Source organism: Paraburkholderia tagetis (genome assembly GCF_022213065.1).
GTDB classification, from domain to species: Bacteria; Pseudomonadota; Gammaproteobacteria; order Burkholderiales; family Burkholderiaceae; genus Paraburkholderia; species Paraburkholderia tagetis.
In genome coordinates, this window is sequence record NZ_JAKLJA010000011.1 from 68500 (window position 1) to 91775 (window position 23276).

Below are 23276 nucleotides of genomic sequence, written 5' to 3' on the forward strand. Positions count from 1 at the left end.
CTTCTCCTGATTTTTGTATTGCATCGTATTCCTGATGGTTTTCCGGCGCGCTCATTGCATCAGCGGCGCAGGCGCAGTATCAGCGTGCCGAGCGGCGGCAGCTCGAGGGCCGCTGATTGCGGTTTGCCGTGGCTTTGCACGGGTTCCGTGCACACGAGGCCCCCGTTGCCCATGTTCGAGCCGCCGTAGATCTCGGCGTCGGTGTTGAGCGCTTCCTCCCATTCGCCGGGCTGCGGCATGCCGATCCGGTAGCCGTGGCGCGGCACCGGCGTGAAGTTGCAGACCACCACGATCTCGCGGCCCGAGCCGTCCACGCGCCGCCATGCGAGCACGCTATTCCCGGAGTCGTCGGAGACGAGCCATTCGAAGCCGCCCGGCTCCGCGTCGAGCGTGTAGAGCGCGGGCTCGTTCGCATAGAGCCGGTTGAGGTCGCGCACCAGCGTTTGCACGCCGCGATGCAGCGGGTCGTCTAGCAGGTCCCAGTGCGGCGTGCCGTCGTGATCGAACTCCGCCATCTGCCCGAACTCGCCGCCCATGAAGAGCAGCTTCTTGCCAGGATGCGCCCACATGAAGCCGAAGTAGGCGCGCAGGTTCGCAAAGCGCTGCCAGCGGTCGCCGGGCATCTTGCCGAGCAGCGACCCCTTGCCGTGCACGACTTCGTCGTGCGAGAGCGGCAGCACGAAGCGCTCGGACCACGCGTAGACCATCGCAAAGGTCATCTCGTGATGGTGATAGCGGCGATAGACCGGGTCTTCGTGCATGTAATGCAGCGTGTCGTGCATCCAGCCCATGTTCCACTTGAACTGGAAGCCGAGCCCGCCGTCCTCGGGGCGCGCGGTCACGCCGGGCCAAGCCGTCGATTCCTCGGCGATGGTGATCACGCCGGGGCGCTGCGGCACGTACTGCGTTTCGTGATTGAGGCGCTTGAGGAACGCGATCGATTCGAGATTCTCGCGTCCGCCATGGATGTTCGGCACCCATTCGCCTTGCGCGCGCGAGTAGTCGCGGTAGAGCATCGAGGCCACGGCGTCCACGCGCAGGCCATCGACGTGATAGCGCATCAGCCATGCGAGCCCCGAGGCGATCAGGAACGCGCTCACCTCGCGGCGCCCGAGGTTGTAGATCATCGTGTTCCAGTCGGGGTGATAACCCTCGCGCGGGTCCGCATGCTCGTAGAGCGCGGTGCCGTCGAAGTCGATGAGGCCGTGCGCGTCGTTCGGAAAATGCGCGGGTACCCAGTCGAGTATCACGCCGAGCCCGGCTTCGTGCGCGCGGTCCACGAAGGCCGCGAAGTCGAGCGGGGCGCCGAGCCGCGCCGTGGGCGCGAATTGCGACAGCGGCTGATAGCCCCACGAGCCGCCGAACGGGTGCTCGGCGATGGGCAGCAGTTCGAGGTGCGTGAAGCCCATGCCTTGCGCGTAGGGAATCAGGCGCTCGGCAAGCGCCTGCCAATCGGGCACAGGCGGGGGCTCGGAAGCGTCCGTGGCGTGCGTGGGGAGCCACGAGGGCGCATGCACTTCGTAGACCGACATGGCGGCGCGCGCGTTCTGCTTTTGCGCGCGCGCCTGCAGCCATTCGCTGTCATGCCAAGTGAAGCCGTCGAGTGCCTCCACGGGCGCGACCACCGAAGCGGTGGCGGGTGGCGCTTCGGTCTGGAACGCGCACGGATCGGACTTCAGCGGCAGCACCTCGCCGCGCGCGCCGAGAATCTCGTACTTGTAGCGCGCGCCCGCAGCCACGCGCGGAATGAACAGCTCCCATACGCCCGCCTCGTGGCGCAGCCGCATCGGATGGCGGCGGCCGTCCCACGTGTTGAAGTCGCCCACCACGGAGACGCGCCGCGCATTCGGCGCCCATACCGCGAAGCGCACGCCAGGCACGCCCTCGCAGACGAGCGGCCGCGCGCCCAGACATTCGAGCACGGCGTAGGGGTCGCCGTCGGCGAGCCGGTGCAGTGCTTCCTGCGATAGCTGCTGGCCGAATGAATAGGGATCCTCTATTTCCTGCGTGACGCCGTGCCAGTCGATATCGAGCCGGTACGGCACGCCTTCGGCGAGCGGCCCGGCGAAGAGCCCTGCGGGATGCACGAGCGTAAGTTCGGCGAGCGTATGCGCGCGGTCGCGCGCGAGTACGCGAACCTGCGAGGCGTTCGGCAGCCACGCGCGCACATAGGGCGCACCGTCGACCCAGTGCAGCCCGAGCACCGCGAACGGATCGGCGTGGTGTCCCTGGAGGAGCGCGTCGATGTCGTGCTGATGCAGGGCGGCGTTGGGGGTGCGTTCAGCCATGTCCGCCTCCTCCCGCATGCGGTTGCACGTGGGTCTGTGTAGGGCCGAGCACGCGGCTCGCGAGCGCGGCGAGCCCACGGACCGGCAGGGCGAGCCAGGTGGGTCGGTTGGCGGCCTCGTAGCGGATTTCGTAGGCCGCCTTCTCGATCAGGAACAGGTCGAGCAGCGCCTGCTCGTGAGTGGCGCTCACGAGCGAGAGCGGGGCTTGCGAGACGGCCGCGCGATACTGGCTCAGGAAGGTCTCGGCGGCATGACCGCGAAAACGCTCGAACAGCGCGTGCTTGCGCTCGGCGATCTGCTGCGGGGCGCTTTCCGTGGTCGATTGCGCGGCCGCGCCCGCATAGGAGAGCGAACGCAGCAGGCCCGCGACGTCGCGCAGCGAGCATTGCTTCGCACGCCGATAATCGAGCGATCGCGCGGGCTCGCCTTCGAAGTCGATCAGCCAGGCGTCGCCTTTGGAAATGAGCACCTGGCCCAGATGGAAGTCGCCGTGAATGCGGATGCGCAATGTCGAGGCGTCGAGCGGCACCAGTTCGTCGAGCTTCGTCATCAGCAAGTCGCGGCGCTCGACGAGGCTGCGGGCGAGTTCGCGCGCGTCGTCGTCGAGCGTGTGAACGTTCTCGCCGGTGTGCTGCGCCACGATGTCGAGCGCCTCGGCCAGCATCTTCTTCGTATCGGCAAGCCACAGGCCCACGTCGTCGCGCGTTGCGGCTTCGGGCGCGAAGGCCGGGTCGTCGCTCGGCGTGGCGAGCGCGGCATGCAGCTCGCCCAGGCGCTTGCCGATCGCACCGATCACGGATGCATAGTTCTGTATCACCTCCTCTTCGTGCGCCTGGTCGGCGGTGTCGCTGTCGTCGGCGGGGAGCGCAAGGTCGTCGACGGTGCGGCGCAGATAATCGAGCGCCCAGTCCCACGCATTGCCCTGGTTGTCGATATAGCCTTGCAGGATCGCGAGCGTATGCGGCACGCCATCCGGGTCCACGCGCACCACTTCGCCATAGAGCGGCGCGGTGTTCGCGTAACCGAGCTTCGTTAGATAGCGGCTCATTTCCGCCTCGGGATGCACGCCCGCGATCAGGCGGCGCACGAGCTTGAGCACGATGGTCTCCGCCACGATGAGCGAGCTGTTGCTCTGCTCCGCGGCGAGCCAGCGCACTTCGGGATCCTCACCGAGATCGATTTCATCGAGACGGTCGGTGGGCTCGAAGCGGATCGTGCTGCCCTGCACCGTGGGCACGGCCGCGCGCTCGCGCAGCTTGCGCAGCACGCCATAGGCGAACCACGGCAGCGAGAACGCATCGGTGAGGTAGCCGATGGTGCGCCCGCGCCGCACACGCGAGAGCGCGAGCTGAATATGCAGCGGCGTGGTGATGTCCGTGCCCCAGGTAATGGCGATGGGCAGCACGTAGCGCTCGTTCGTGCCGTCGGCGAGTTCGGCCTCGATCTCGGTGAACGCGAAGCCCGCGCCGTGGATGGTCGTGAGCGCGGCGAGCCGCACGGCGCGCAGCGCCTTGTCCTTCGAGGCGAACCAGCGTCGCCGCTTGAGCCACGATGGAAGTACTTCGGATTCCAGAAGGCGCACGTTTTCGGGCGTTGCCCCGGTCTGCCCTTCGCGGATCACGACGGTCACGAACTCGGGCAATTGCTCGGAGGTGGGCTGGCTCCACGATGGGCGTTGATCGCCTGGGCACAGCAGGAACCACAGGAAGCCGTAGGGCGGGAACGTGAGCAGATACGGCAATTGGCCGATGGGCGGAAACACCGAATCGGCGGTCATCTCCACGGGCGCCGCGCCGGCGAAGTCGGAGAGATCGAGCTCGACCGCTTGCGGCGCGCGTGAGAGATTCGCCACGCACAGAATCGAGGGCTCGCCGGGCATCTCGCGCAGATACGCGAGGATCTTGCGATTGGCGGGCCGCAGGAAGCGGATCGAGCCGCGCCCGAAGGCCTGGTTCGCGCGGCGCGTGGCGAGCATGCGGCGCGTCCAGTTGAGCAGCGAATGCGGGTCGCGCGTTTGCGCTTCCACGTTGACGGCGTCGTAGCCGTAAAGCGAGCCCATCAGCGGCGGCAGCACCAGTTGCTCGGGGTCGGCGCGCGAGAAGCCGCCGTTGCGATCGGACGACCATTGCATCGGCGTGCGCACGCCGTCGCGGTCGCCCAGGTGGATGTTGTCGCCCATGCCCAGCTCGTCGCCGTAATAGATCACGGGCGTGCCCGGCATCGAAAGCAGCAGCGAGTTGATGAGCTCGATGCGGCGGCGGTCGCGCTCCATGAGCGGCGCGAGGCGCCGCCGGATGCCGAGATTCAGGCGCGCGCGCCGGTCGCTCGCATAGGTGTTCCAGAGATAGTCCCGTTCGGAGTCCGTAACCATTTCGAGTGTGAGCTCGTCGTGATTGCGCAGGAAGACAGCCCACTGGCAGCTCGGCAGCAGATCCGGCGTCTGCTTCATGATGTCGATGATCGGGAAGCGGTCCTCGCTCGCGATCGCCATATAGAGGCGCGGCATCAGCGGGAAGTGGAACGCCATATGGCATTCGTCCTCCTGGCCGAAGTATTCCTGCACGTCCTCGGGCCACTGGTTCGCTTCGGCCAGCAGCATGCGGTTGGGATAATGCGCGTCGATGGTCGCGCGAATCTGCTTGAGGACCGAGTGCGTCTCGGGCAGGTTCTCGTTGTTGGTGCCTTCGCGCTCGACGAGGTAGGGCACGGCGTCCAGCCGCAGCCCGTCGATGCCCATGTCGAGCCAGAAGCGCATCACGTGCAGCACCTCGCGCAGCACGGCCGGGTTGTCGAAATTGAGGTCCGGCTGGTGCGAGTAGAAGCGGTGCCAGTAGTAGGCGCCCGCGACGGGGTCGTGGGTCCAGTTCGACGGTTCGGTGTCGATGAAGATGACGCGCGTTCCCTGGTACTTCTGATCGGTTTCCGACCACACGTAATAGTTGCGGTGGTTCGAGCCGGGCTTCGCGCGCCGCGCGCGCTGGAACCAGGGGTGCTGGTCGGACGTGTGATTGATGACGAGCTCGGTGATCACGCGGATGCCGCGCGCGTGCGCTTCCTGGATGAAGCGGCGCACGTCGGCGAGCTGGCCGTAGTCGGGGTGCACGTTGCGGTAGTCGGCGATATCGTAGCCGTCGTCGCGGCGCGGCGAGGGATAGAACGGCAGCAGCCAGATCGCCGTCACGCCCAGGCCCGCGATGTAGTCGAGCTTCGCGAGCAGGCCCGGGAAGTCGCCCACGCCGTCGTTGTTCGCGTCGTAGAACGACTTCACGTGCACCTGATAGATGATCGCGTCCTTGTACCAGAGCGGGTCGTCGGAAAGTTGCGAGGGCTTGCCGCGCTTGTGCGTGCCATGCCGCTCGTGCTCCGCATGGGCGTCGGTCTCCGCGGCGGTCGGATCGTGCGTGACGGGTGCCGGTGTGGCTGCGGCCTGGGGCGGCGTCGGCGGCGTCTCGTGGGAGGCGGGATCGCGTTTCATGTCGCTCCTCCGGGCGGGAAGTCCTGATCCAGTTCGGGGTGGCCTTCGACATGCTGCTCGTCGGCCGCGTGGGTTGCCGAGTCGGGGGGCGGAACCGCGCGCGGCAGGCCGTCGATGGGCGCGATGCGCCAGATCGCGAACGGCCGCGCGTGCGGATCGAGCCGCACATGCTGCCAGCGGCCTTGCCATTCGAACTGCTCGCCGGTGATTTCGTCGACCACGGCAAGGCGCGCGTGATCGTCGATCTGCCAGTGCTGGAAGGTTGCCCACGAAAGCTCGAAGTCGGCGCCTTGCTCGGAATGGGCGTCGAGATTGATCGCCACCACGACGACGTTGTCGCGCGCGGGCGTGGCTTTTTCGAAGCACAGCATGGCTTCGCTATGGGCGGGGAGGAAGGTGATGCCCAGATGCGTCTGCAGCGCGGGATTCGCGCGGCGGATGCGGTTGAGCGCGGCGATCTCCGGCCCGATGTTGCCGGGCCGCTCCCAGTCCCAGGCGCGTAGCTGGTACTTTTCGGAGTCCAGATATTCTTCGCTGTTGGGCAGTGCGCGCGCTTCGCATAGTTCGAAGCCGCTATAGACGCCCCACAGGCCCGAGAGCAGGGAGGCCAGCGCAGCGCGTATCAGATGGCTCGAACGCGTGCCGCCTTGCAGATAGCGCGGATTGATGTCGGGCGTGTTGACGAAGAAGTTGGGCCGATAGAAGTCGCGCACTGCGCTCTGCGTGAGCTCGGTGAGGTAGTCGATAAAGTCGCGCTTGGACTCGCGCCACGTGAAGTACGTGTAGGACTGCGAGAAGCCGATCTTGGCGAGCCGGTACATCAGGCGCGGGCGCGTGAATGCTTCGGAAAGAAAGATCACGTCGGGGTGGCGCGCGCGCACGTCGCCGATCATCCATTCCCAGAACGGCAGCGGTTTCGTATGCGGATTGTCCACGCGGAAAATGCGCACGCCCTGGTCCACCCAGAACAGGATCGCGTCGCGCAGCGCGAGCCAGAGATCGGGCTTCGAATCGTGCGCGTAGAACTCGGGGTTCACGATGTCCTGATACTTCTTCGGCGGATTCTCCGCGTAGCGCAGCGTGCCGTCGGGGCGCCACGCGAACCAGCCCGGATGCGACTTGAGCCACGGATGATCGGGCGAGCACTGGATCGCGAAATCGAGCGCGATTTCAAGGCCGTTTTCATGCGCGGCGGCCACCATGCGGCGGAAGTCGTCGAGCGTGCCGAGCTGCGGATGCACGGCGGTGTGGCCGCCTTCGGCCGCGCCGATTGCATAGGGGCTGCCCACGTCATCGGGCTGCGCGGTGAGCGAGTTGTTGCGGCCCTTGCGGTTGGCAAGACCGATTGGATGAATGGGCGGGAAGTACAGCACGTCGAAGCCCATCTCGCGGATGCGCGGCATCTTGGCGATCACATCGTCGAAGGTGCCGTGACGCGATTCGTCGTCGCTCATCGAGCGCGGGAAGATCTCGTACCAGCTCGCGAAACGCGCGGCGCTGCGCTCGGCGTCCACGCGCTGCACTTGCGTGTCGCGCGTGAGGAACGGGCGATGGCGCGCGGCGCGCACCGCGGCCACCGTGGCGGGCGCGGCGAGCAGCGAGCAGCGCGTTTCCGTGTCGGCGCCCATGAAGCGCTTCACGATTGCACCGAGCCCATCGTGGGCGCGCGTATGTTCACGCGCAGGTTGTTTGTCGTCTGCATCCGACGTATCCGCCGTCGCGAGCACGAGCGCGAGCAGACGGCTCGCCTCTTCGAGTTCGAGGTCGACGGGCTGATTCACCGCGCGCTTCTTCAGCAGATGATCGACGAGCGAGGCGAAGTCGTCGCGCCAGGCGATCACGACGAATTCATAGCGGCCCATGCGTTCGAGCGGAAAGTACCCGCTCCACAGGTCGGTGCCGGCGGGCGGCATCGGCGTCATCGGTGCTTCGTGCCATGCGGTCTCGTCGGCGGCGCGCCAGAGCACGGCCGCGTCGATGCGGTCGTGGCCTTCGGCGAAGATCGCCGCGCGCACTTCGCAGCGCTCGCCCACCACGCGTTTCGCAACGAAGCGGCCATGATCGACCGAAGGCGACACGCTCTCGATGGCGATGCGCGGTGCGGCGATGGCTTCCAGCACGCTCTTGTGGCCGCTCGTGGCCGACTTCGCCAGATCCTCGGGCGGCGCGAGCGTGACCATCGGACTCGCGAGCGCACTGAACATCCAGCATGCGCCGGCGGGCAGCGTGAAGGTCTCGGGCACGGCGCTCGCGTCGTGCAGCGCATTCAGGTTGGTGGTGGTGCGCGCACCGCGCAAGGTCTGCGCGTCGAGCGGCGCGAAGCGCGTGAAGGCGCCGGGCACGCCATCGAGCAGATGCGCCATGTTCACGCGCACCGGTGCGGCGAGCGAGGGATTGACGAGCGTGAGTAGCGCTTCATCGGATTCGCGCAGGTCGGCGTGGTCGCCGCGCAGCAGCGCGGCCACGGGTGCGCCGGGGCCGTTGAGCGTGCGCAGCGCGCCGTTGGTTTGCAGCGTCCACGTCTCGCGCTGCAAGGCATTGGCGTGCGCGATATCGGCGGACAGATCGAACGGCGCGCGTGCCTTCGCGGCTTCCCATGCGTGCGCGCCTTGTGCGCCTTGTGCGTCGTGGTGGATCGCGTCGTCCATGCCGTATTCGAAGCCCATCGGCACGAGCCAGCCGGTGCCGAGCGCCGTCGCCGCGCGCAGCATGCGTCGATAGGCGCGCTCGACGGCGCGCACGTCGCCGGCGCCTTCCAGATCGTGCGCGAGGCGCGAGCCATAGGGCGCCTCGGGAAACGCGATGGGCGAGCCCACGCGCCGCATGACGGCGTGCTCCTCGATGAGCCAGCTCGACGAAAAATCCCACCAGCGCAGGGATGTGAACGCGGCGTCGAAACCCGCGTCCTCGAGGCGCGCGAGGTCGTCGCGCGCGAGGCCGGGCGTGGCCGCGAGCCAGCGCGTTTGCGCATGGCTCGCGCGCACCGCGTCGAAGATCGCGCGCAGCACGCCGGCAGGCACGCGATGCGGCGAGTCGATGCGAAAGCCGCCGATGCCCGCATCGGCGAGACGACTCGCCAGTTGCGTCCACCACACCGCAAGCGATGCGCCCGCGTGCGCGAAGTCGGCATAGGCGACATTCGCGTCGCGATGGCCGTGGCGCGGATCGAGCCGCGCGTCCTCGGGCTCGAACGGATGAAACCATTCGGGATGTTCGGCGTAGAGCGTGCCGTCCGCAGCGGTGCGGTCGAGCGTGAGGTCCGCGAGCAGCGTGATGCCGCGCTCACGCGCGGCGGACGCGAGCAGGCGCACCGCATCGTCCACGCGTTCCTGCGTTCCGAAGGCGGGATGCAAGCGGGTGTGATCGGCGACGATGCGGTCGTCGCCCGAGGCGCCCGGCGCGAACAGCGCGCCGATCAGGACATGGTCGAAGCCCAGCGACGCGGCATGCGCGAAGTGCGCAGGCCACGCGTCGAGCGATCCGACCAGAACGGAATGAACGAAATAGATCCGCGGCGCATAGGCGTGGGGAGCTTCCATCGGTCGTATTCCAGATTCGTCGGGCGACATGGATGCAAGGCCGATGTAACACCGGATGCGATCACGTGGCCCGTGGGCTGCCGGAGCGCGCCGCACGAACAAAACGAGCAGCATGCCCTGTTCAGGGTAGTGCAATAGCTGGCCGGAGCCAAACTGGAACCCACGCATGCGACACGCGGCGTCCAGGCACGGGGGAGGACCAGCAAGGCATGTGCCCGAGGCACTGAGTCATCCGCTGGTCACTGGGACTCAGTCGGTGCTCAGTGGATACGCGATCAGTTGCCCACCATGCTCGCGGCGATGTTCACGCACAGGCCGAGCACAGCGATGTTGAAATAGAACGAGAGGATCGATTGGGCGAGCACGCCGCGCCGCGCGCTACGGCCGCGCAGACCGACATCGGCTGTCTGCGACGCGCACGCGATCGTGAAGGAAAAGTACAAGAAATCCGAGTAATTCGGCTTGAGCTTGTGGTCGGGGAAGGCGAGCGCGGGCGCGGCGGGATCCGAGCCGTAGTACACGCGCGCATAGTGCAGCGTGAAGATGGTGGGAATGAGAAACCATGCGCCGATCAGCGTGAATCCGGTGAGCGCCGAGTGCAGCACCTTCGACGCCATGCTGAGATCCTTGGTGGTGCCGAGTTCGAGCACGATGGCCAGGATGCTCGCAACTGTTGCCGTGCAGACCAGAAACAGCACCGTCCCTGCGTTCTGGTCTTCGCGCTGGGCGTTGTGGCGCACGCTGTCTTCGCTTGCGCGCACCATGTGAATCCAGATCAGCACGAGGTAGGTCCAGATCGCGGCGTCCCAGCCAAGCAGCGCGCGTGCCACGGGGCGTATCGCACCCGGCGCGAGCGCGCCGATCAGCACGCCCACCGCGATGCCGGTCGTCATGTGCGGACGGTTGCGCAGGACTTGTGGGAGGAGCTTCATCACATCGATTGACAGGTTAGGGGCGCAACAGGACGCAATGGGGCGCAATGTTGCAGCGATTTTAACCGGCTCGTCCGTAGCGCGTTATTTCGGAGATCGCAGCCTGGGGTTTGTCGAACTGGCCCAGAAAACGCTATATTGCAGGCGCGATGCGTCATCCGCACCTTTCATACGGAAAGGGATTTGACACGCGCATGTTCGAGCAAGATTGCAAACTTTTCCCGTATGCATCGTCGCCGGCAGTGGCGGCAAGTGTGTAGCCCCGCTCGCGCGGGATAGACCCTTCGTCTGGAGTATCCATGACCGATGTGACGCAGGACGGGACCGATCATCTACGCCAGCGCACCGGCGAGCACGATGGGCCTGATGGGCCCGATGAGCGCATCGAACGTCCGGGCCGCCGCCATTTCGTGACTATCACGACGGGCGCTTGCGCCGCCGCAGCGCTCGCTTTTGCGTGGGCCGGCCGGGGTGCGCAGCACGCGTTCGGCATTGCAGACGCGCTGGCTGCCCCGCCTGCCGCCGGCCCTGCTGCTTCCGGCGCCGCCGTCGCGCCTGCTGCGGACAGCGGCTACACCGCCTTCATCGCACTCTCCCAGCACTTGACCGGCCGCACGCACTTCGACGCCGTGCTCGGCCAGCGCATCTACGCCGCGCTTGCGCGCGCGAGCAGCCAGTTCGAGCAGAACGTCGGCGCGCTCGACACGTGGATCAAGGGACACGGCGGCGTGCCTTCGGACACGGTCACGGCTGCGCTCAAGACCGATCGGCCGGAACTCGCCGCGACCGTCGGCGACATCATGCGCGCGTGGTATCTCGGGCTCGTGGGCGAAATGCCGAAGGTGCAGGTGCTGGCCTACGAGAAAGCGCTGATGTTCGATCCGGTCAGCGACGTGCTGACGATCCCGTCGTATTGCCGCGACGTGCCGTTCTATTGGACGAAGAAGCCCGCGGACATGCCCGCCGCTACCGTGGCTGCGCTGTTTGCAGCCAGATAAAGCGGGTAATAAAGGCGCCAACGAAGCGGCGGTAACCAAGCGGCGCTAACAAAGCAGTAAAAAAGCAGTAAAGCGGTTGGCGGGGCGGCTCGCGCCAGGTCCTCACAAGACGAAGAAAGCCAGAACAACGAGGGACGACAATGGCGATCAAGCATTCTGCCGACGTAGTCATAGTCGGCTCCGGCGTGGCGGGCAGTCTGGTCGCGTACCAGATGGCCCAGGCCGGCGCATCGGTGATCCTGCTCGAAGCAGGGCCGCGTCTTGCGCGCTGGCAGATCGTCGAGAACTTCCGCAATTCGCCGGCCAAGGCCGACTTTGCGACGCCGTATCCGTCCGCGCCCTATGCGCCGCATCCGCAATATTCGCCGCCCAACGACTACCTCGTGCAGAAGGGCGACTATCCGTACAACTCGCAATACTTGCGGCTCGTGGGCGGCACCACGTGGCACTGGGCGGCAGCCGCCTGGCGCCTGCTGCCCGCCGACTTCCGCCTGAAGACGCAGTACGGCGTGGGCCGCGACTGGCCGTATCCGTACGAGACGCTCGAACCGTGGTATCTGGCCGCCGAAGCCGAGCTGGGCGTCTCGGGCCCGGATCCGGCGCAGCACGACCTGGGCTCGCCGCGCTCGAAACCCTACCCGATGAGCATGCTGCCGCTCTCGTATATGGACCAGCGCTTTAGCGACGTGCTCAACGCCAACGGCTTTCACGTGGTGCCCGAGCCCGTCGCGCGCAACAGCCGCCCTTACGATGTGCGCCCGACTTGCTGCGGCAACAACAATTGCATGCCCATCTGTCCGATCGGGGCGATGTACAGCGGCGTCGTGCATGCGGACAAAGCCGAGCGCGCGGGCGCCCAGCTCATCGCCCAGGCCGTGGTGTATCGCATCGAGGCCGACAACAAAGGCCTCATCACCGCGGTGCATTACAAGGACCCGCACGGCAACAGTACGCGCGTGACGGGCAAGCTCTTCGTGCTGGCCGCCAACGGCATCGAGACGCCCAAGCTCATGCTGATGTCCACCAGCGATGCATTTCCTCATGGCATCGGCAACCGTTCGGACCAGGTGGGCCGCAACCTCATGGACCATCCGGGCACGGGCGTCACGTTCCTTGCCAACGAGCCATTGTGGCCGGGGCGCGGGCCGATGGAGATGACCTCGGTGGTGAACTTCCGCGATGGCGCATTCCGTTCCGATTACGCCGCGAAGAAGCTGCATCTTTCGAACGGCGTGGCGACGCCGGCCGTGACCGCCGCGCTCATCAAGAACGGCGTGACGGGTGCCGAACTCGACCGCGAGATCCGCGAGCGCGCCGCGCGCACGCTCAACATCAACAGCTTCCACGAGCATCTGCCCGAGCCGCAGAACCGCGTGCTGCCATCGGGCGAGCACAAGGACACGCTCGGCATCCCGCGGCCCGAGATCTACTACTCGATCAACGATTACGTGAAGAAGAGCGCCGCCAATACCCACGAACTCTACGCGCAGATCGCGCAGCTTTTCGGCGGCACGGAGGTTGCTTTCGACGATACCTTCGCACCCAACAACCACATCATGGGCACGACGATCATGGGCGCGAACCCGGCCGATTCGGTCGTCGACGCCGACTGCCGCACACACGACCATTCGAACCTGTTCGTCGCCAGCAGCGCGGTGATGCCGACGGCGGCCTCCGTGAACTGCACGCTGACCATTGCCGCGCTGGCGCTCAAGCTGGCCGACAAGCTGCGGCGCGAGCTTTGAGGCGGCCGACAGAAGGACCGACGATGAATAAAAACATGTCCGCCGCCGAACGTGCCCAGCGTGCCCAGCGTGCATACCGTGCTCGCCTCACGCTTGCCGCGCTGCTGTTCTGCACGTTTGCGCTCTACGTGGCGTGGCACGCCGCGCATGATCCGGAGCCGCGCCCCTTCGACGAAGTGCTGCTGCCGGCCGCGCACGGCGAAGGCCCGGCCGCATCGGGCGACGCCGCTGCGCGCCCGGAGATCGTGAAGCGCGGCGAGTACCTTGCGCGCATGGGCGATTGCGCCGCATGCCATACCGCCGACCCGAGCCGGCCGTTCGCGGGCGGTCTCGCGATCAACACGCCGTTCGGCAAGATCTACACACCCAACATCACGCCCGACCCCGACACCGGCATCGGCCAGTGGACCGACTCCGACTTCATGCGCGCGATGCACGAGGGCGTGGGCAAGAGCGGCGAGCGGCTCTATTCCGCGTTTCCGTACGTGGAGTTCACGCGCGTGACGGAGCAGGACGTGGTCGCGATTCGCGCATACCTGAACACGCTCGCACCGATCCATTACAAGCCGCCTGCAAACGCGCTGCGATTCCCGTTCAATCAGCGCTGGCTGATGATGTTCTGGAATCTCTTCAATTTCGACGAAGGCCGCTTCGTGCCCGATCCGCAAAAGAGCGCCGAGTACAACCGCGGCGCCTATCTGGTCGAAGGGCTCGCGCACTGCGAGGAGTGCCACACGCCGCGCAACTTCATGCAGGGCCTGAAGTCGAGCGGACGCTTCTCGGGCGCGACGCAGGCGGGCTGGCAGGCGTACAACATCACGCCGGACCGCGCGGGCGGCATCGGCGGCTGGAGCGACGACGCGCTCATGAGCTATCTCACCACCGGCGTGGCCGCCGGCCACGCGAACGCCGCCGGGCCGATGGCCGAGGTCGTGCAGAACTCCACGCAGTATCTGAGCGCCGAGGACCAGCGCTCGATCACCGCTTATTTGCGCGGACAACAGCCGGTGGCGGGCGGCGTGACGCGCTCGCGCGATTCGTTCGGCAAACCCGCCAACGACGACGTCACCGCGCTGCGCGGCACCACGATCACGAGCGTGAACGGTGCACAGCTATTCGTGGCGAACTGCGCGAGCTGCCACAACTGGACCGGCGCAGGGGTGGGCGCGAGCGCGCCGGGCGCGTATCCGTCGCTCATTCACAACAGCGTGGCGGGCGCCGCGAGCCCGGGCAATCTGACGATGACGATCCTGCACGGCGTGCGACGCCAGACCCGGGACGCTGACGTGCTGATGCCGGCGTTCGGCGACGAGCTAAGCAACGACCAGGTGGCGGCCATTGCGAACTACGTGACGAAGCAGTTCGGCGACCCGCACGCGAGCATCACGCCGGACCAGGTGGCGGCGCTGCGGGCGCAGGCGCAATAACGACGCGGCGTGCCGCGCGCGGGCGGTGCGGCAACCGCTCGCGAAACGATAATTGGCCCGCATACGGAGTAGCCATGCGGCGCTATGATGAAGCGATGACGCCTACTCTTGCTCCTGTCGTTCAGCATCACGCAGCCAATGCGGCCGGTCGCGATTTCGTGATCGGCGACCTGCACGGCTGCGTGGACGCCTTGCGTTATCTGCTTCACAAAGTCGGCTTCGATGCCACCCGCGACCGCCTGTTTTCGGTGGGCGATCTCGTCGATCGCGGCGACCAGTGCGAAGAGGCGCTTGCGCTGCTCGACAAGCCCTGGTTCTACGCCGTGCTCGGCAATCACGAAGACGCGCTGTGCGCCGTCGTGCAAGGACGCCTCGCACGGTTTCGCTGGTATGGCATCGGCGGGGGCTGGGCGCAAGGGCTGCCCGACCAGGCGCTGGCCGAGCATGCGAAGCGGCTGCGCGAGTTGCCGCTCGTGCGCGTGGTGGGCGAGGGCGCGGCGCGCTTTAACGTGCTGCACGCGGAATTTTTCGGCGACGACGCCGAACTCGACTCCGGCCAGTTCGTTGCCGAAGTGCGCGAGCGCATGCTGTGGGGACGCGAGCTGGCCCTCAACCCGGCCACCCAGGCGCATTACGCGCTTTCGCTCACTTACTGCGGACACACTCCGATGCGCGAGCCGCGCCAGATCGGCTCGCAGATGTTCATCGACACGGGTGCGTTCATTCCTGAAGGACGCCTGACGATGGTCGAGGCGCTCACGCCCCGGCACTGGTCGATTTCCGTACAGGCGGCGCGCGCGATGGGCGCGGCAGAGATGGCGCTGCCCTGAGCGCTTTCTGGCCTTTCGCGCCATGTCCTGCCATGTCCCGCCATGTCCCGCCAATTCCAGGGTACGCGACGTTCGTGTGACTGGTTGCGCGCGCTTGCATCGCCGCGCCTGCGGGTTGGCCCGCTTGTGCGGCCTACCTGAGCGCTTTGCCGTAGGCGGCGGTCAACTCGAACACCATGTCGATGGTTTCGCCGTTCCAGTTGTATTCGAGGTAGGCGGCGTGATGGCACGCGTGCAGCAGTGTCGTGCGCAATGCGGCGAGGCATTCGCCGCCCGCGTCGCGCACCGATGGATAAGCGATGCCAGGCGCGCCTGCCGCCCGCAGCGCGCGGCCCAGCGCCTGACCCGCCGCGTAGTCGTCCGGCGCGAGCACGGCCGGGTCGAACGGGTCGGGCCCATGAGCGGATGCTTGCCCAGGTGCGGGAGGCGGGCGCAGATCGGCAACCGTGCCTTGCGCGATCACCGTATAAAGGCGCATCTGCTGGCGCAGTGGCGGCTCGCGCGTCGCAGCGAGAAAGCGGCCTGCGTGAAAGCGCGTCTCGGCAATGGCCGTCGCACGCGTGCGCGCACAGTAGAACACGCCGTAGGTGCCATCGGAAAACCGGCTGCCCTGCGGGTTCAGGTGCGTGAAGGCGGCCATGATCGGACCGTAGCCGGGGCCAAAGCGGCGCTCTTCGCGCGGTACGAGATCGAGGTCGCCAGTCTCCGTGCGCAGGCGGTCGTTGGTCAGCGCTTCGAGTGCATAGAGCGCTTCGAAGTCCTCGGGCGAGGCCACCCGGTCGAACAGATTCACGGCGGGAAAGCGCGTGGGAGCCACGCGGAATGCGGGCGACCAGTCGAGCGCTGCGCTGCGCCAGCGCGTCTGCCAGTCCGTGTCAGCCGGGGACGCCGGGGACGCCGGGGCTGGGCCAGCGGTGCCGCCCGGCGTCGATTTTTGTGCCGCCTCTTGTGTCGTGTGCTTTTTCACGCCCAGCCGCCCCGCATCGCGTCAAGGTACTGACGCACCGCCACGAGGTCGCTGACATTGCCCGCGAGCATGCGGTCGAGCGCGCGCCGGCCGCCGAACGGCGGCGCGCTGTTGGGGCGCTTGACCCAGGCATCGGCGGCGGCGGGGGGCGGCAGGAGGATCTGCAGCGCCTTGTAGATGCCGAGCAGCAGCGAAAGGCGCTCGAGCGTGTCGCGGCCGAGGCGCGCGGATTGGGGTTCCTGCTTCCATTTGAAGAACGTCGAGCGGCCGGGCGAGCCGAGCAGGATGATCTGCTCTTCCGTGGAGAGATCCCAGTCGCGCGCGATATTGAAAAAAGCGCGCAGACCGGCCGCCGACATCTCGGTCAGCGACGGCTCGGCGCCGGGATGCCGCGCTCGGGCGGCGGACGACGATGTGTGCGCGTGTGGCATGGCTTAGTCCTTATATGAACTTTTTAATGATGCTAGTCCATATCTGGATTTTTGCAAATTTTGATTGGATATAATCGCGGGCCGATCCAGGCGGGACAAGAACGGTTATCGAGGGAGGAGCGGCGTGCGGAAAGTGGCAGTGATGGTCGCGGCATGGTGGATGTCGACGTCGATGGCATGGGCCGTCGCGCCGGCGGCGGCAGCGCAGCGCGGTGGACAGGGCGGTGGGGCGGTGTACGGAACGGCGGCCGCTGGCGCCACGGCACACCGGCAGGCGGTGCCGGGCGGGCATGTTGGAGCCGCGCAGGCGAGTCCACGCAAGGGCGGCAAGGACGGGAAGCACGCTGGGACCGAGTCGCAGCACGGCGCGAAGCGCGCGAAGGCCGGCGCGGCCGCGCCGCATACCGCCCGAACCGCGCGATCCGAGAATTCTGTGAAGGCAGCGAAGGCAGCGAAGGCAGGACGCACGTCGGCTCATGTACAGCATCGTGCGAAGATCCCGACGAAATCGGCGGCACATATTGCACCGGAGACCTCGCAACAGGCGCGTGCCCGCACGCATTCGCCCAAGCCCGCGGCGTCCAGGTCGGCCGTATCCAAGCCGTCCGCGCGTGGGCTGGCCGCAACCCGGTCGTCTGCAACTCGGCCGTCCACACCTCGGCCGGCCACCCCTAAGCCGTCCGCGCGTGGGCCGTCCACACCTCGGCCGACCGCACCGAAGCACGCGCCGGCCAGGCCCGCCGTGGTTCACCCGGCGCCGAACCACAGGCTCGTGGTCGAGGCGCCTGCGGCACAATCGCAGCACGCGATTCCGCAGCCACATGAACTTCCGCCGATTCTGAGCTAATCCAGACCGATTCAAGCCGACCGAGCCGAATCGCGTAGCGCACGGGCTCAAATCCGTGCCACTTACGGCGCGTCCGGCACCGCGACCGGCATGCTTGCCGCTCACGCAGTCGCCTGCGCAATCCACCCTCAAACAGCCCCAAGGCTCGACGCTAGCAACTGCAGCGTCGCGGCCGAGCGCGGCTCGCGCACGCGCGAGTGCAGCGTCACCCGCGAGACCGGCAACGGCGGCAGACCGTGCTTCGCCCCAACGTCGACCAGCGCTCGCGGCGCGATGCGCGGTGCCAGCGCCGATACGGCCAGCCCCGCCTCCAGCGCCGCGCCGACCGCTGCCACGCCACCGCCCACGAACACCTCCTGCCATGCGATGCCCGCCGCGTCGAGCGCGCTGATCGCCGCTGCGCGCACCGCGCAAGGCCCCGCGAGCAGGGCGAGTGGCAGCGGGGTGCCTGGCTCCCATTGCCATTCAGGCGAGGCGAGCCAGACCAGCGGCTCGTCGAAGAGCGGCCGTGCGCCGCCGCGCGGCGCCTCGTCGGCCTCCTGGCGGACGATCACGGCGTCGAGCCGCCGCTCGTCGAACTGCGCGAGCAACTGCGCCGAAAGCCCAAGATGCAGCGCGATCACGAGCCCCGGATCATGGTCGCGCAGGAGCGCGAGCTGGCGGGCGAGCTGCGCGTCGGCGACATGCTCGCTCAATCCCAGCGAAAGGCGCCGCGACTCGCCGGCGAGCGTGCCGAGCGCGCGCTCATGCGCTCCCAGCAACTCGCGCGCGGCGCCCAGAAATGCGCGCCCGTCCGGCGAGAGCCGCACGACGCGCGGTGTGCGTTCGAGCAATTGCCGGCCAAGATGGGCTTCGAGCCGTTTGAGCTTGAGGCTCACGGCGGATTGAGTGGTATCGAGCGCGTCGGCGGCGCGCGTGAAGCTGCGCAGTTCGGCGACCAGGACGAACGCGCGCACGGCATCGAGATCGAGTGGTTTCATTGCAAATGAAAATGAATGAAATATTCGGCGATATCTATTTATTATGACAGAGCGCGCCTAAGCTGTTCTCGTGGCAAATCAATCGCCATCCCATCCAACGCTGAAGGAGCCCGACATGCCATTCACCCGTATCGCCGTACGCGCAGGCAAGCCCGCAATCTATAGAAAGGCGCTCATGCAGGGCGTGCACCTTGCGCTGATGGAGGTGTTCAAGGCACCGGAGGACGACCAGTTCATGATCGTCACCGAACACGATGCCGATAATTTCGTTTTCGGGCGGCACTACCTCGGCATCGATCGCAGCGACGATCTCGTCATGATTCAGATCGCTGTGAGCAATACGCGCGGGCAGGATCAGAAGAAGGCGCTGTTCGCGCAGATCGCCGAAAATCTCGCGCGCGATCCCGGCGTGCGGCGCGAGGATGTCTTCGTCAATCTCGTGGATGTCGCGCGTGAGAACTGGTCGTTTGGGAATGGAATCGCGCAGTACGCGACTTGAACCTGTGGCGTGCCGCTGAACTCGCGCCGCAAGCATAGCGGCGCGGACATTGCAGAAGCGCTGCGGCAGGCAGCTTCCCTGCGCTTAAAGCTGATGAGGTGAATACCGCTGCGGATCAACTGGCGCTCGAATTCTGGTGGACCCCGGTTGGGGCCAGCGTCCTGCACAGGAGCGGCGAGAAATGTGACGAGGACATGACGATGGTGTGACGGAGGTGATGCGACCAGGAGCAGCGTGCGCGGGCCGGCGGTGCATCTTGCGGCCCGCGTGTGCAGCACGTTTCAGTGCGGGCACCGGCACTTAGACGCTTTCGGCCTTGCGCAGGATCTGGTAGAGCGAATCCTTGAGCTGCAACTTCTCTTTCTTGAGCTGCTCGATGGCGGTGCCGTGCGCGGGGACGATGCCCGCTTCCATGTTTTTGATCTGCTGATCCAGCTCGTTGTGGCGATGGAAAAGCCGTGCGAAATGATCGTCGTGGATTTTGAGCCGTGAGATCAGGTCTCTGAATTCTGGGAACACTCAATACTCCTTACAGAAATACGACACATCGGATCGATGTGTAAGTATTTTTCCACTTTCGCCAGGCCGCGGTCTTGATCGTGGTCATTCGGATCCAGTGGCGTTCGGGGTGCTACCGAGAGCATTGGTGAGGCCGCGCGTGTACCATCAGGTGCGACGACATCGTCGTTGTCGGATTAATCTCACCCGTTCATATTTGCCGTTTTCACCGCTCTCTGCCGCCCCAACGACCCCTCGGAGCGTTCATGAACCGCGTTATGGAAATCGTGCTGGATGTCGTGAGTGTCGCGCCGCAAGCCTCGTCCGAGGCTGTCGTCCCGCACGGGCCGATTCCATCCGATTTTGCCGCGGCCATGCATGCCGCTTTGCCGCAGCTCGTGCCTCAAGCCGATGTGTGCGAGCCGGCCACGACCGTCATGTTCGACCGGGCTGGCGTGCTCGCCAGAGCCGGCTGGCGGATCTGCGTCGAAACGCGCGAGGCGACGCATCGTGTCGTCGTTTACAGCAGACGCGCATGGACGCCGGGCATCGTCGTCGTCGAGCCGATTTTCGAGGCGGGTCTAGAAGCGAACGGTCTCGAAACCGCACTCTTCGATGCCGCGCCCGAGGCTTTTCGCGAGGCGCTCGTATTAGCCGGGCCGCTCGAAGCGGCGGCGTCGCTCTCGGCGGTACGCAGCCACTGGCAGTGGCCGCGCGATGGCATCGGCGCGCAGATCGTGCTCGATGCCGACACGTGTGCGACGCAGGGCGAAGGCGCGAGCCTGCACGAGCTGCGTGTGAGCGTGCCGTGGGCCGAAGGCGAAAACAGTGCGGCACTCGTCGATACGTTGTTCGCCTGCGCGCACGAACTGGCCGACACGTTGCCCGCGTTCGGGCGCCTGAGCGATGCGCTCGAGCGCGCGGCGGCCGGCAGCCTCGCCGGCGACGCTTGCGCCGTGCGCGCGGAGCCCGTCGACCTGGGCAGCGCGTGCACTGCCGAGGCCGCACTGGTGGCGATCGGCGCCAACATCAGCGCACACTGGTTCGGCAACGACTGGGGTGTGCGCGATCCGGCGAATATCACCAACATCGCGAACGCCGAATTCATCCACCAGATGCGCGTGGCGCAGCGGCGCTTGCGCACCGCGATGCGGATCTTTTCGCATTGGCAGGACGAAACATGGCGTGCGCACATCAAGCCCGAACTCGACTGGCTGGGCGGGCTGCTTGCCGAGGCGCGCGATCGCGACGTGTTCGTCGAAGCCACGCTGCCCGCGCTCGCCGCCGCCGATGACGATCCCGCGCGCTGGCGCGCGGTGCTCGACGAGGCCGAAGCGCAGCGGCTCGTGGCGCGCGCGCGCCTGCGCGACGCACTGGCGATGCCGCGCTACGCGCACGCGGCGCTTGCGTGGCTACAGTGGCTGGAGGCGCTCGCACGCCGTGTATGCGTCGACGGCGCGGACGCCCGCTCGCTGCATCAGCACGCGAAGAAACGCGTGCGGCGCTATTACCAGCAGCTCGCGCAAGCGCAAAAGCTCACGGCCATCGACGACGCGGGCCGCCATCGCGTGCGCATCAACGCGAAGTATCTGCGCTATACGCTCGAATTTTTCGCACCGCTCGCCGCGCGCCGCACGCGCGAGGACACGGCGCGCACGCTCGCACGCCTTCAAAGCGTACTGGGCGACGGCAACGACGCCGCCGTGGCCTTGCGCTATCTCGAGCGCATGGATGCAGAGCCCTATCAGCTTGGTTTCGCGCGCGGCTGGTGCGAGGCGATGAAGCGCTATACGGCGAAAGAGGGCGAACGGCTCCTGCGCGAGTTGCGCCCGCCGAAAATCATACGCGGCGCCTGATTCGCGCAGGGCCGCGGTGTGCGGCGTATTTCGTGCGGCGTATTTAGCGCGTCCCATCTCTATAATCGACGCCAACGCCTGCACTCGACCCAAGCCCTGCGCGATGACGACTCCTTCTTCGACTTCTTCCCCGTGCGGGCCGGCCGCTGCCGACGAAAGCGCCGGTGCTGAATCTGGCGGGCCGCCGCGCGCGGCATCGGCCGAGCTGGGCGTGGGCGGCTCGGTCTGGTTCCAGGCCGGCCCGCAGATGCTCGGCGGCGCGGCACGCATCGCGCTGCTTGCGGCGATTCGCGAAACCGGCTCGATCACCGGCGCCGCGAAGGCGGTCGGCATGAGTTACAAGGGCGCCTGGGATGCCATCGACGCGATGAACAACCTCGCCGGCGAACCGCTCGTCGTGCGCGCGACCGGTGGCAAGGGCGGCGGCGGGACCACGCTTACGCCGCGCGCGCAACGCCTCATCGCCACGTTCGGTGCGATCGAGCGTGAGCATCGACACTTTCTCGAGCGCGCCGCCGCAGCGGTGCGTGCACTCGGCGGCGAGGCAGACACGGAAGCAAACGCGGAGGCAAACGCGGAGGCAGACGCGGAGGCAGACGCGGACACAGCAAGCAGCCTCGGCAGGGACCTCGCCGTGCTCGGCCGCTTCGCTCTGCGTACCAGTGCGCGCAATCAACTCTACGGCACCGTCCAGGCGCTCGTGCGCGGGGCAGTCAACGACGAAGTGTCGATCGCGTTGCCGGGCGGGCAGCAACTCGTCGCAGTCGTCACGCGCGAGAGCGCCGAGGCGCTCGGCTTGGCCGTTAGCGCGGCGGTGGTGGCGCTCGTCAAGGCGTCGTCGGTCGTGCTGGTTGAGGGCGGGGCGCTGTCGACGGATCACGCCGCGCGACTTTCGGCGCGTAACCGTTTGAGCGGCGTGGTGAACGGCGTGCGCCGTGGCGAAGTCAATGCGGAAGTGACGCTCGAATTACCGGGCGGCACGGTGATTGCCGCAGTCGTGACGGATGCGAGCGTCGATGCGCTCGGCCTCGACATAGGAGCGAGCGCGACGGCGGTGTTCAAGGCGTCGAGCGTGCTGCTTGGCGTTGTCGGCTGACAAGCCCGGTCAGTACTACAAACGAACGCGCGCCCAGATGCGTAGTGTCAGCACGCCAACCACGCGCGCATTACTTCAAGCGGGCTGCTGGCGGTGCGGCGTCAGCGTGTTGCGGGTCTGCGAGACCGGTGAGTTGAGCGCGCCCGGCTTGTGCATCGGGCGGTTGGCTTTCCACTTCGCGCGGATATAGGGCTGATTGTGTCCCGAGACCGTGAGCGCGATATTCGTCACCCAGCGGTGAGTGGGCACGCGCACATCGTGCAACCCGAATGTGAGCGCCGCGAGACTGAGCGTGACCACGGCCGCCGAGAGCCGGCCCGATTGCGCTTCCCACCAGTAGTGCACGAACACGAGCGCCGTCAGCGCACCCACGATGCAGCCCGTGACGGCTTCCGACGGTGAATGCGCTTCGAGCACGACGCGCGAGAATCCGACCGCGATGCCGATGGCGAGCCCGACGAGGACGCCCGCGATGCGCAGCGCGGGCCGCACGCCTTGCAGCATCAGGAAAAACGCCACGGGATAGACCGCCGTGGACAGCATGGCGTGTCCGCTCAGGCCCGTGAAATCGTACGAACGCACGCCGACCCCCCAGCCGAGAAACGCGATTTTCGTGAGCGTGACGAGGCCAATTGCCGCACCAAGAAGCAACAGCCAGCTTGCTGCCATGCGCCAGGAATAGCCCGTTACGAGCCATAGCGCGATAGCCAGCGCGAGCGGCAGCGTGAGACCTGCGCCGCCGAGATTGGTGATCGAATACCAGAGGTGGAGGGGTAAATCGGGCATGACTTGGCGCCGCTGAAGGCGCGCTCCAAAAGGCTCAAAACGAACATCATCCAGTCTTCCAGTATAGCTATGTTCGGGGCCG

Annotated in this window: 16 protein-coding genes; 7 read left to right on the top strand and 9 right to left on the bottom strand. The window is 66.7% G+C overall.

What is annotated here, in order from left to right:
- Positions 1-59: 59 nt before the first annotated feature.
- From glgB to L5014_RS15620, 4 genes are all read right to left on the bottom strand, one after another.
- Positions 60-2288 (bottom strand): 1,4-alpha-glucan branching protein GlgB, encoded by a 2229-nt coding sequence (glgB, locus tag L5014_RS15605; protein ID WP_238464633.1) that lies wholly within the window; start codon positions 2286-2288, stop codon positions 60-62.
- On the bottom strand, positions 2281-5763 hold the full coding sequence (treS, locus tag L5014_RS15610; protein ID WP_238464634.1) for a maltose alpha-D-glucosyltransferase: 3483 nt from the start codon (positions 5761-5763) through the stop codon (positions 2281-2283). Before treS ends, glgB begins: the two co-directional genes overlap by 8 nt.
- Positions 5760-9302: a maltotransferase domain-containing protein gene (locus L5014_RS15615; RefSeq protein WP_238464635.1), complete on the bottom strand. Its 3543-nt coding sequence runs from the start codon at positions 9300-9302 to the stop codon at positions 5760-5762. The genes treS and L5014_RS15615 overlap by 4 nt, the downstream gene beginning before the upstream one ends.
- Positions 9303-9577: 275 nt before the next feature.
- Positions 9578-10234 carry a DUF1345 domain-containing protein gene (locus L5014_RS15620; RefSeq protein WP_238464636.1) on the bottom strand — a complete coding sequence of 219 codons (657 nt, stop codon included), beginning with the start codon at positions 10232-10234 and terminating at the stop codon, positions 9578-9580.
- A 299-nt stretch (positions 10235-10533) separates the two neighbouring features.
- On the opposite strand from L5014_RS15620, the gene L5014_RS15625 reads away from it, so the two are divergent.
- The 4 genes from L5014_RS15625 to L5014_RS15640 all read left to right on the top strand — a co-directional run bounded on the left by L5014_RS15625 (position 10534) and on the right by L5014_RS15640 (position 15234).
- Complete coding sequence (locus tag L5014_RS15625) at positions 10534-11232, top strand: sorbitol dehydrogenase family protein (protein WP_238464637.1); 699 nt, start codon at positions 10534-10536, stop codon at positions 11230-11232.
- A gap of 140 nt (positions 11233-11372) precedes the next feature.
- Positions 11373-12977, top strand: coding sequence for a GMC family oxidoreductase (locus L5014_RS15630; RefSeq protein ID WP_238464638.1), 1605 nt, complete (start codon positions 11373-11375; stop codon positions 12975-12977).
- A 23-nt stretch (positions 12978-13000) separates the two neighbouring features.
- Complete coding sequence (locus tag L5014_RS15635; protein ID WP_238464639.1) at positions 13001-14404, top strand: c-type cytochrome; 1404 nt, start codon at positions 13001-13003, stop codon at positions 14402-14404.
- A gap of 95 nt (positions 14405-14499) precedes the next feature.
- Entirely contained in the window at positions 14500-15234 is a 735-nt protein-coding gene (locus L5014_RS15640; RefSeq protein ID WP_420800077.1) for a metallophosphoesterase, read from the top strand.
- Between the two features lie 133 nt (positions 15235-15367).
- Here the strand turns inward: L5014_RS15640 and L5014_RS15645 are convergent, their stop codons facing one another.
- The 3 genes from L5014_RS15645 to L5014_RS15655 form a co-directional block, all read right to left on the bottom strand.
- Complete coding sequence (locus L5014_RS15645; protein WP_238464641.1) at positions 15368-16201, bottom strand: RES family NAD+ phosphorylase; 834 nt, start codon at positions 16199-16201, stop codon at positions 15368-15370.
- Entirely contained in the window at positions 16198-16560 is a 363-nt protein-coding gene (locus L5014_RS15650; protein ID WP_420800078.1) for an MbcA/ParS/Xre antitoxin family protein, read from the bottom strand. The genes L5014_RS15645 and L5014_RS15650 overlap by 4 nt, the downstream gene beginning before the upstream one ends.
- 1047 nt (positions 16561-17607) lie before the next feature.
- Complete coding sequence (locus L5014_RS15655) at positions 17608-18459, bottom strand: LysR family transcriptional regulator (RefSeq protein ID WP_238464643.1); 852 nt, start codon at positions 18457-18459, stop codon at positions 17608-17610.
- 115 nt (positions 18460-18574) lie between these two features.
- On the opposite strand from L5014_RS15655, the gene L5014_RS15660 reads away from it, so the two are divergent.
- Positions 18575-18958 carry a tautomerase family protein gene (locus tag L5014_RS15660; protein ID WP_238464644.1) on the top strand — a complete coding sequence of 128 codons (384 nt, stop codon included), beginning with the start codon at positions 18575-18577 and terminating at the stop codon, positions 18956-18958.
- A 300-nt stretch (positions 18959-19258) separates the two neighbouring features.
- On the opposite strand, the gene L5014_RS15665 is transcribed toward L5014_RS15660, so the two are convergent.
- Complete coding sequence (locus tag L5014_RS15665; RefSeq protein WP_238464645.1) at positions 19259-19477, bottom strand: HP1242/YdcH family protein; 219 nt, start codon at positions 19475-19477, stop codon at positions 19259-19261.
- A gap of 245 nt (positions 19478-19722) precedes the next feature.
- On the opposite strand from L5014_RS15665, the gene L5014_RS15670 reads away from it, so the two are divergent.
- Entirely contained in the window at positions 19723-21312 is a 1590-nt protein-coding gene (locus tag L5014_RS15670) for a CHAD domain-containing protein (protein WP_238464646.1), read from the top strand.
- Between the two features lie 247 nt (positions 21313-21559).
- Entirely contained in the window at positions 21560-22408 is an 849-nt protein-coding gene (locus L5014_RS15675; RefSeq protein ID WP_238464742.1) for a TOBE domain-containing protein, read from the top strand.
- 75 nt (positions 22409-22483) lie between these two features.
- Here L5014_RS15675 and L5014_RS15680 read toward each other — a convergent pair whose 3' ends face one another.
- Positions 22484-23194, bottom strand: a complete 711-nt coding sequence (locus L5014_RS15680) for a phosphatase PAP2 family protein (protein ID WP_238464647.1) — start codon at positions 23192-23194, stop codon at positions 22484-22486.
- Positions 23195-23276 lie beyond the last annotated feature (82 nt).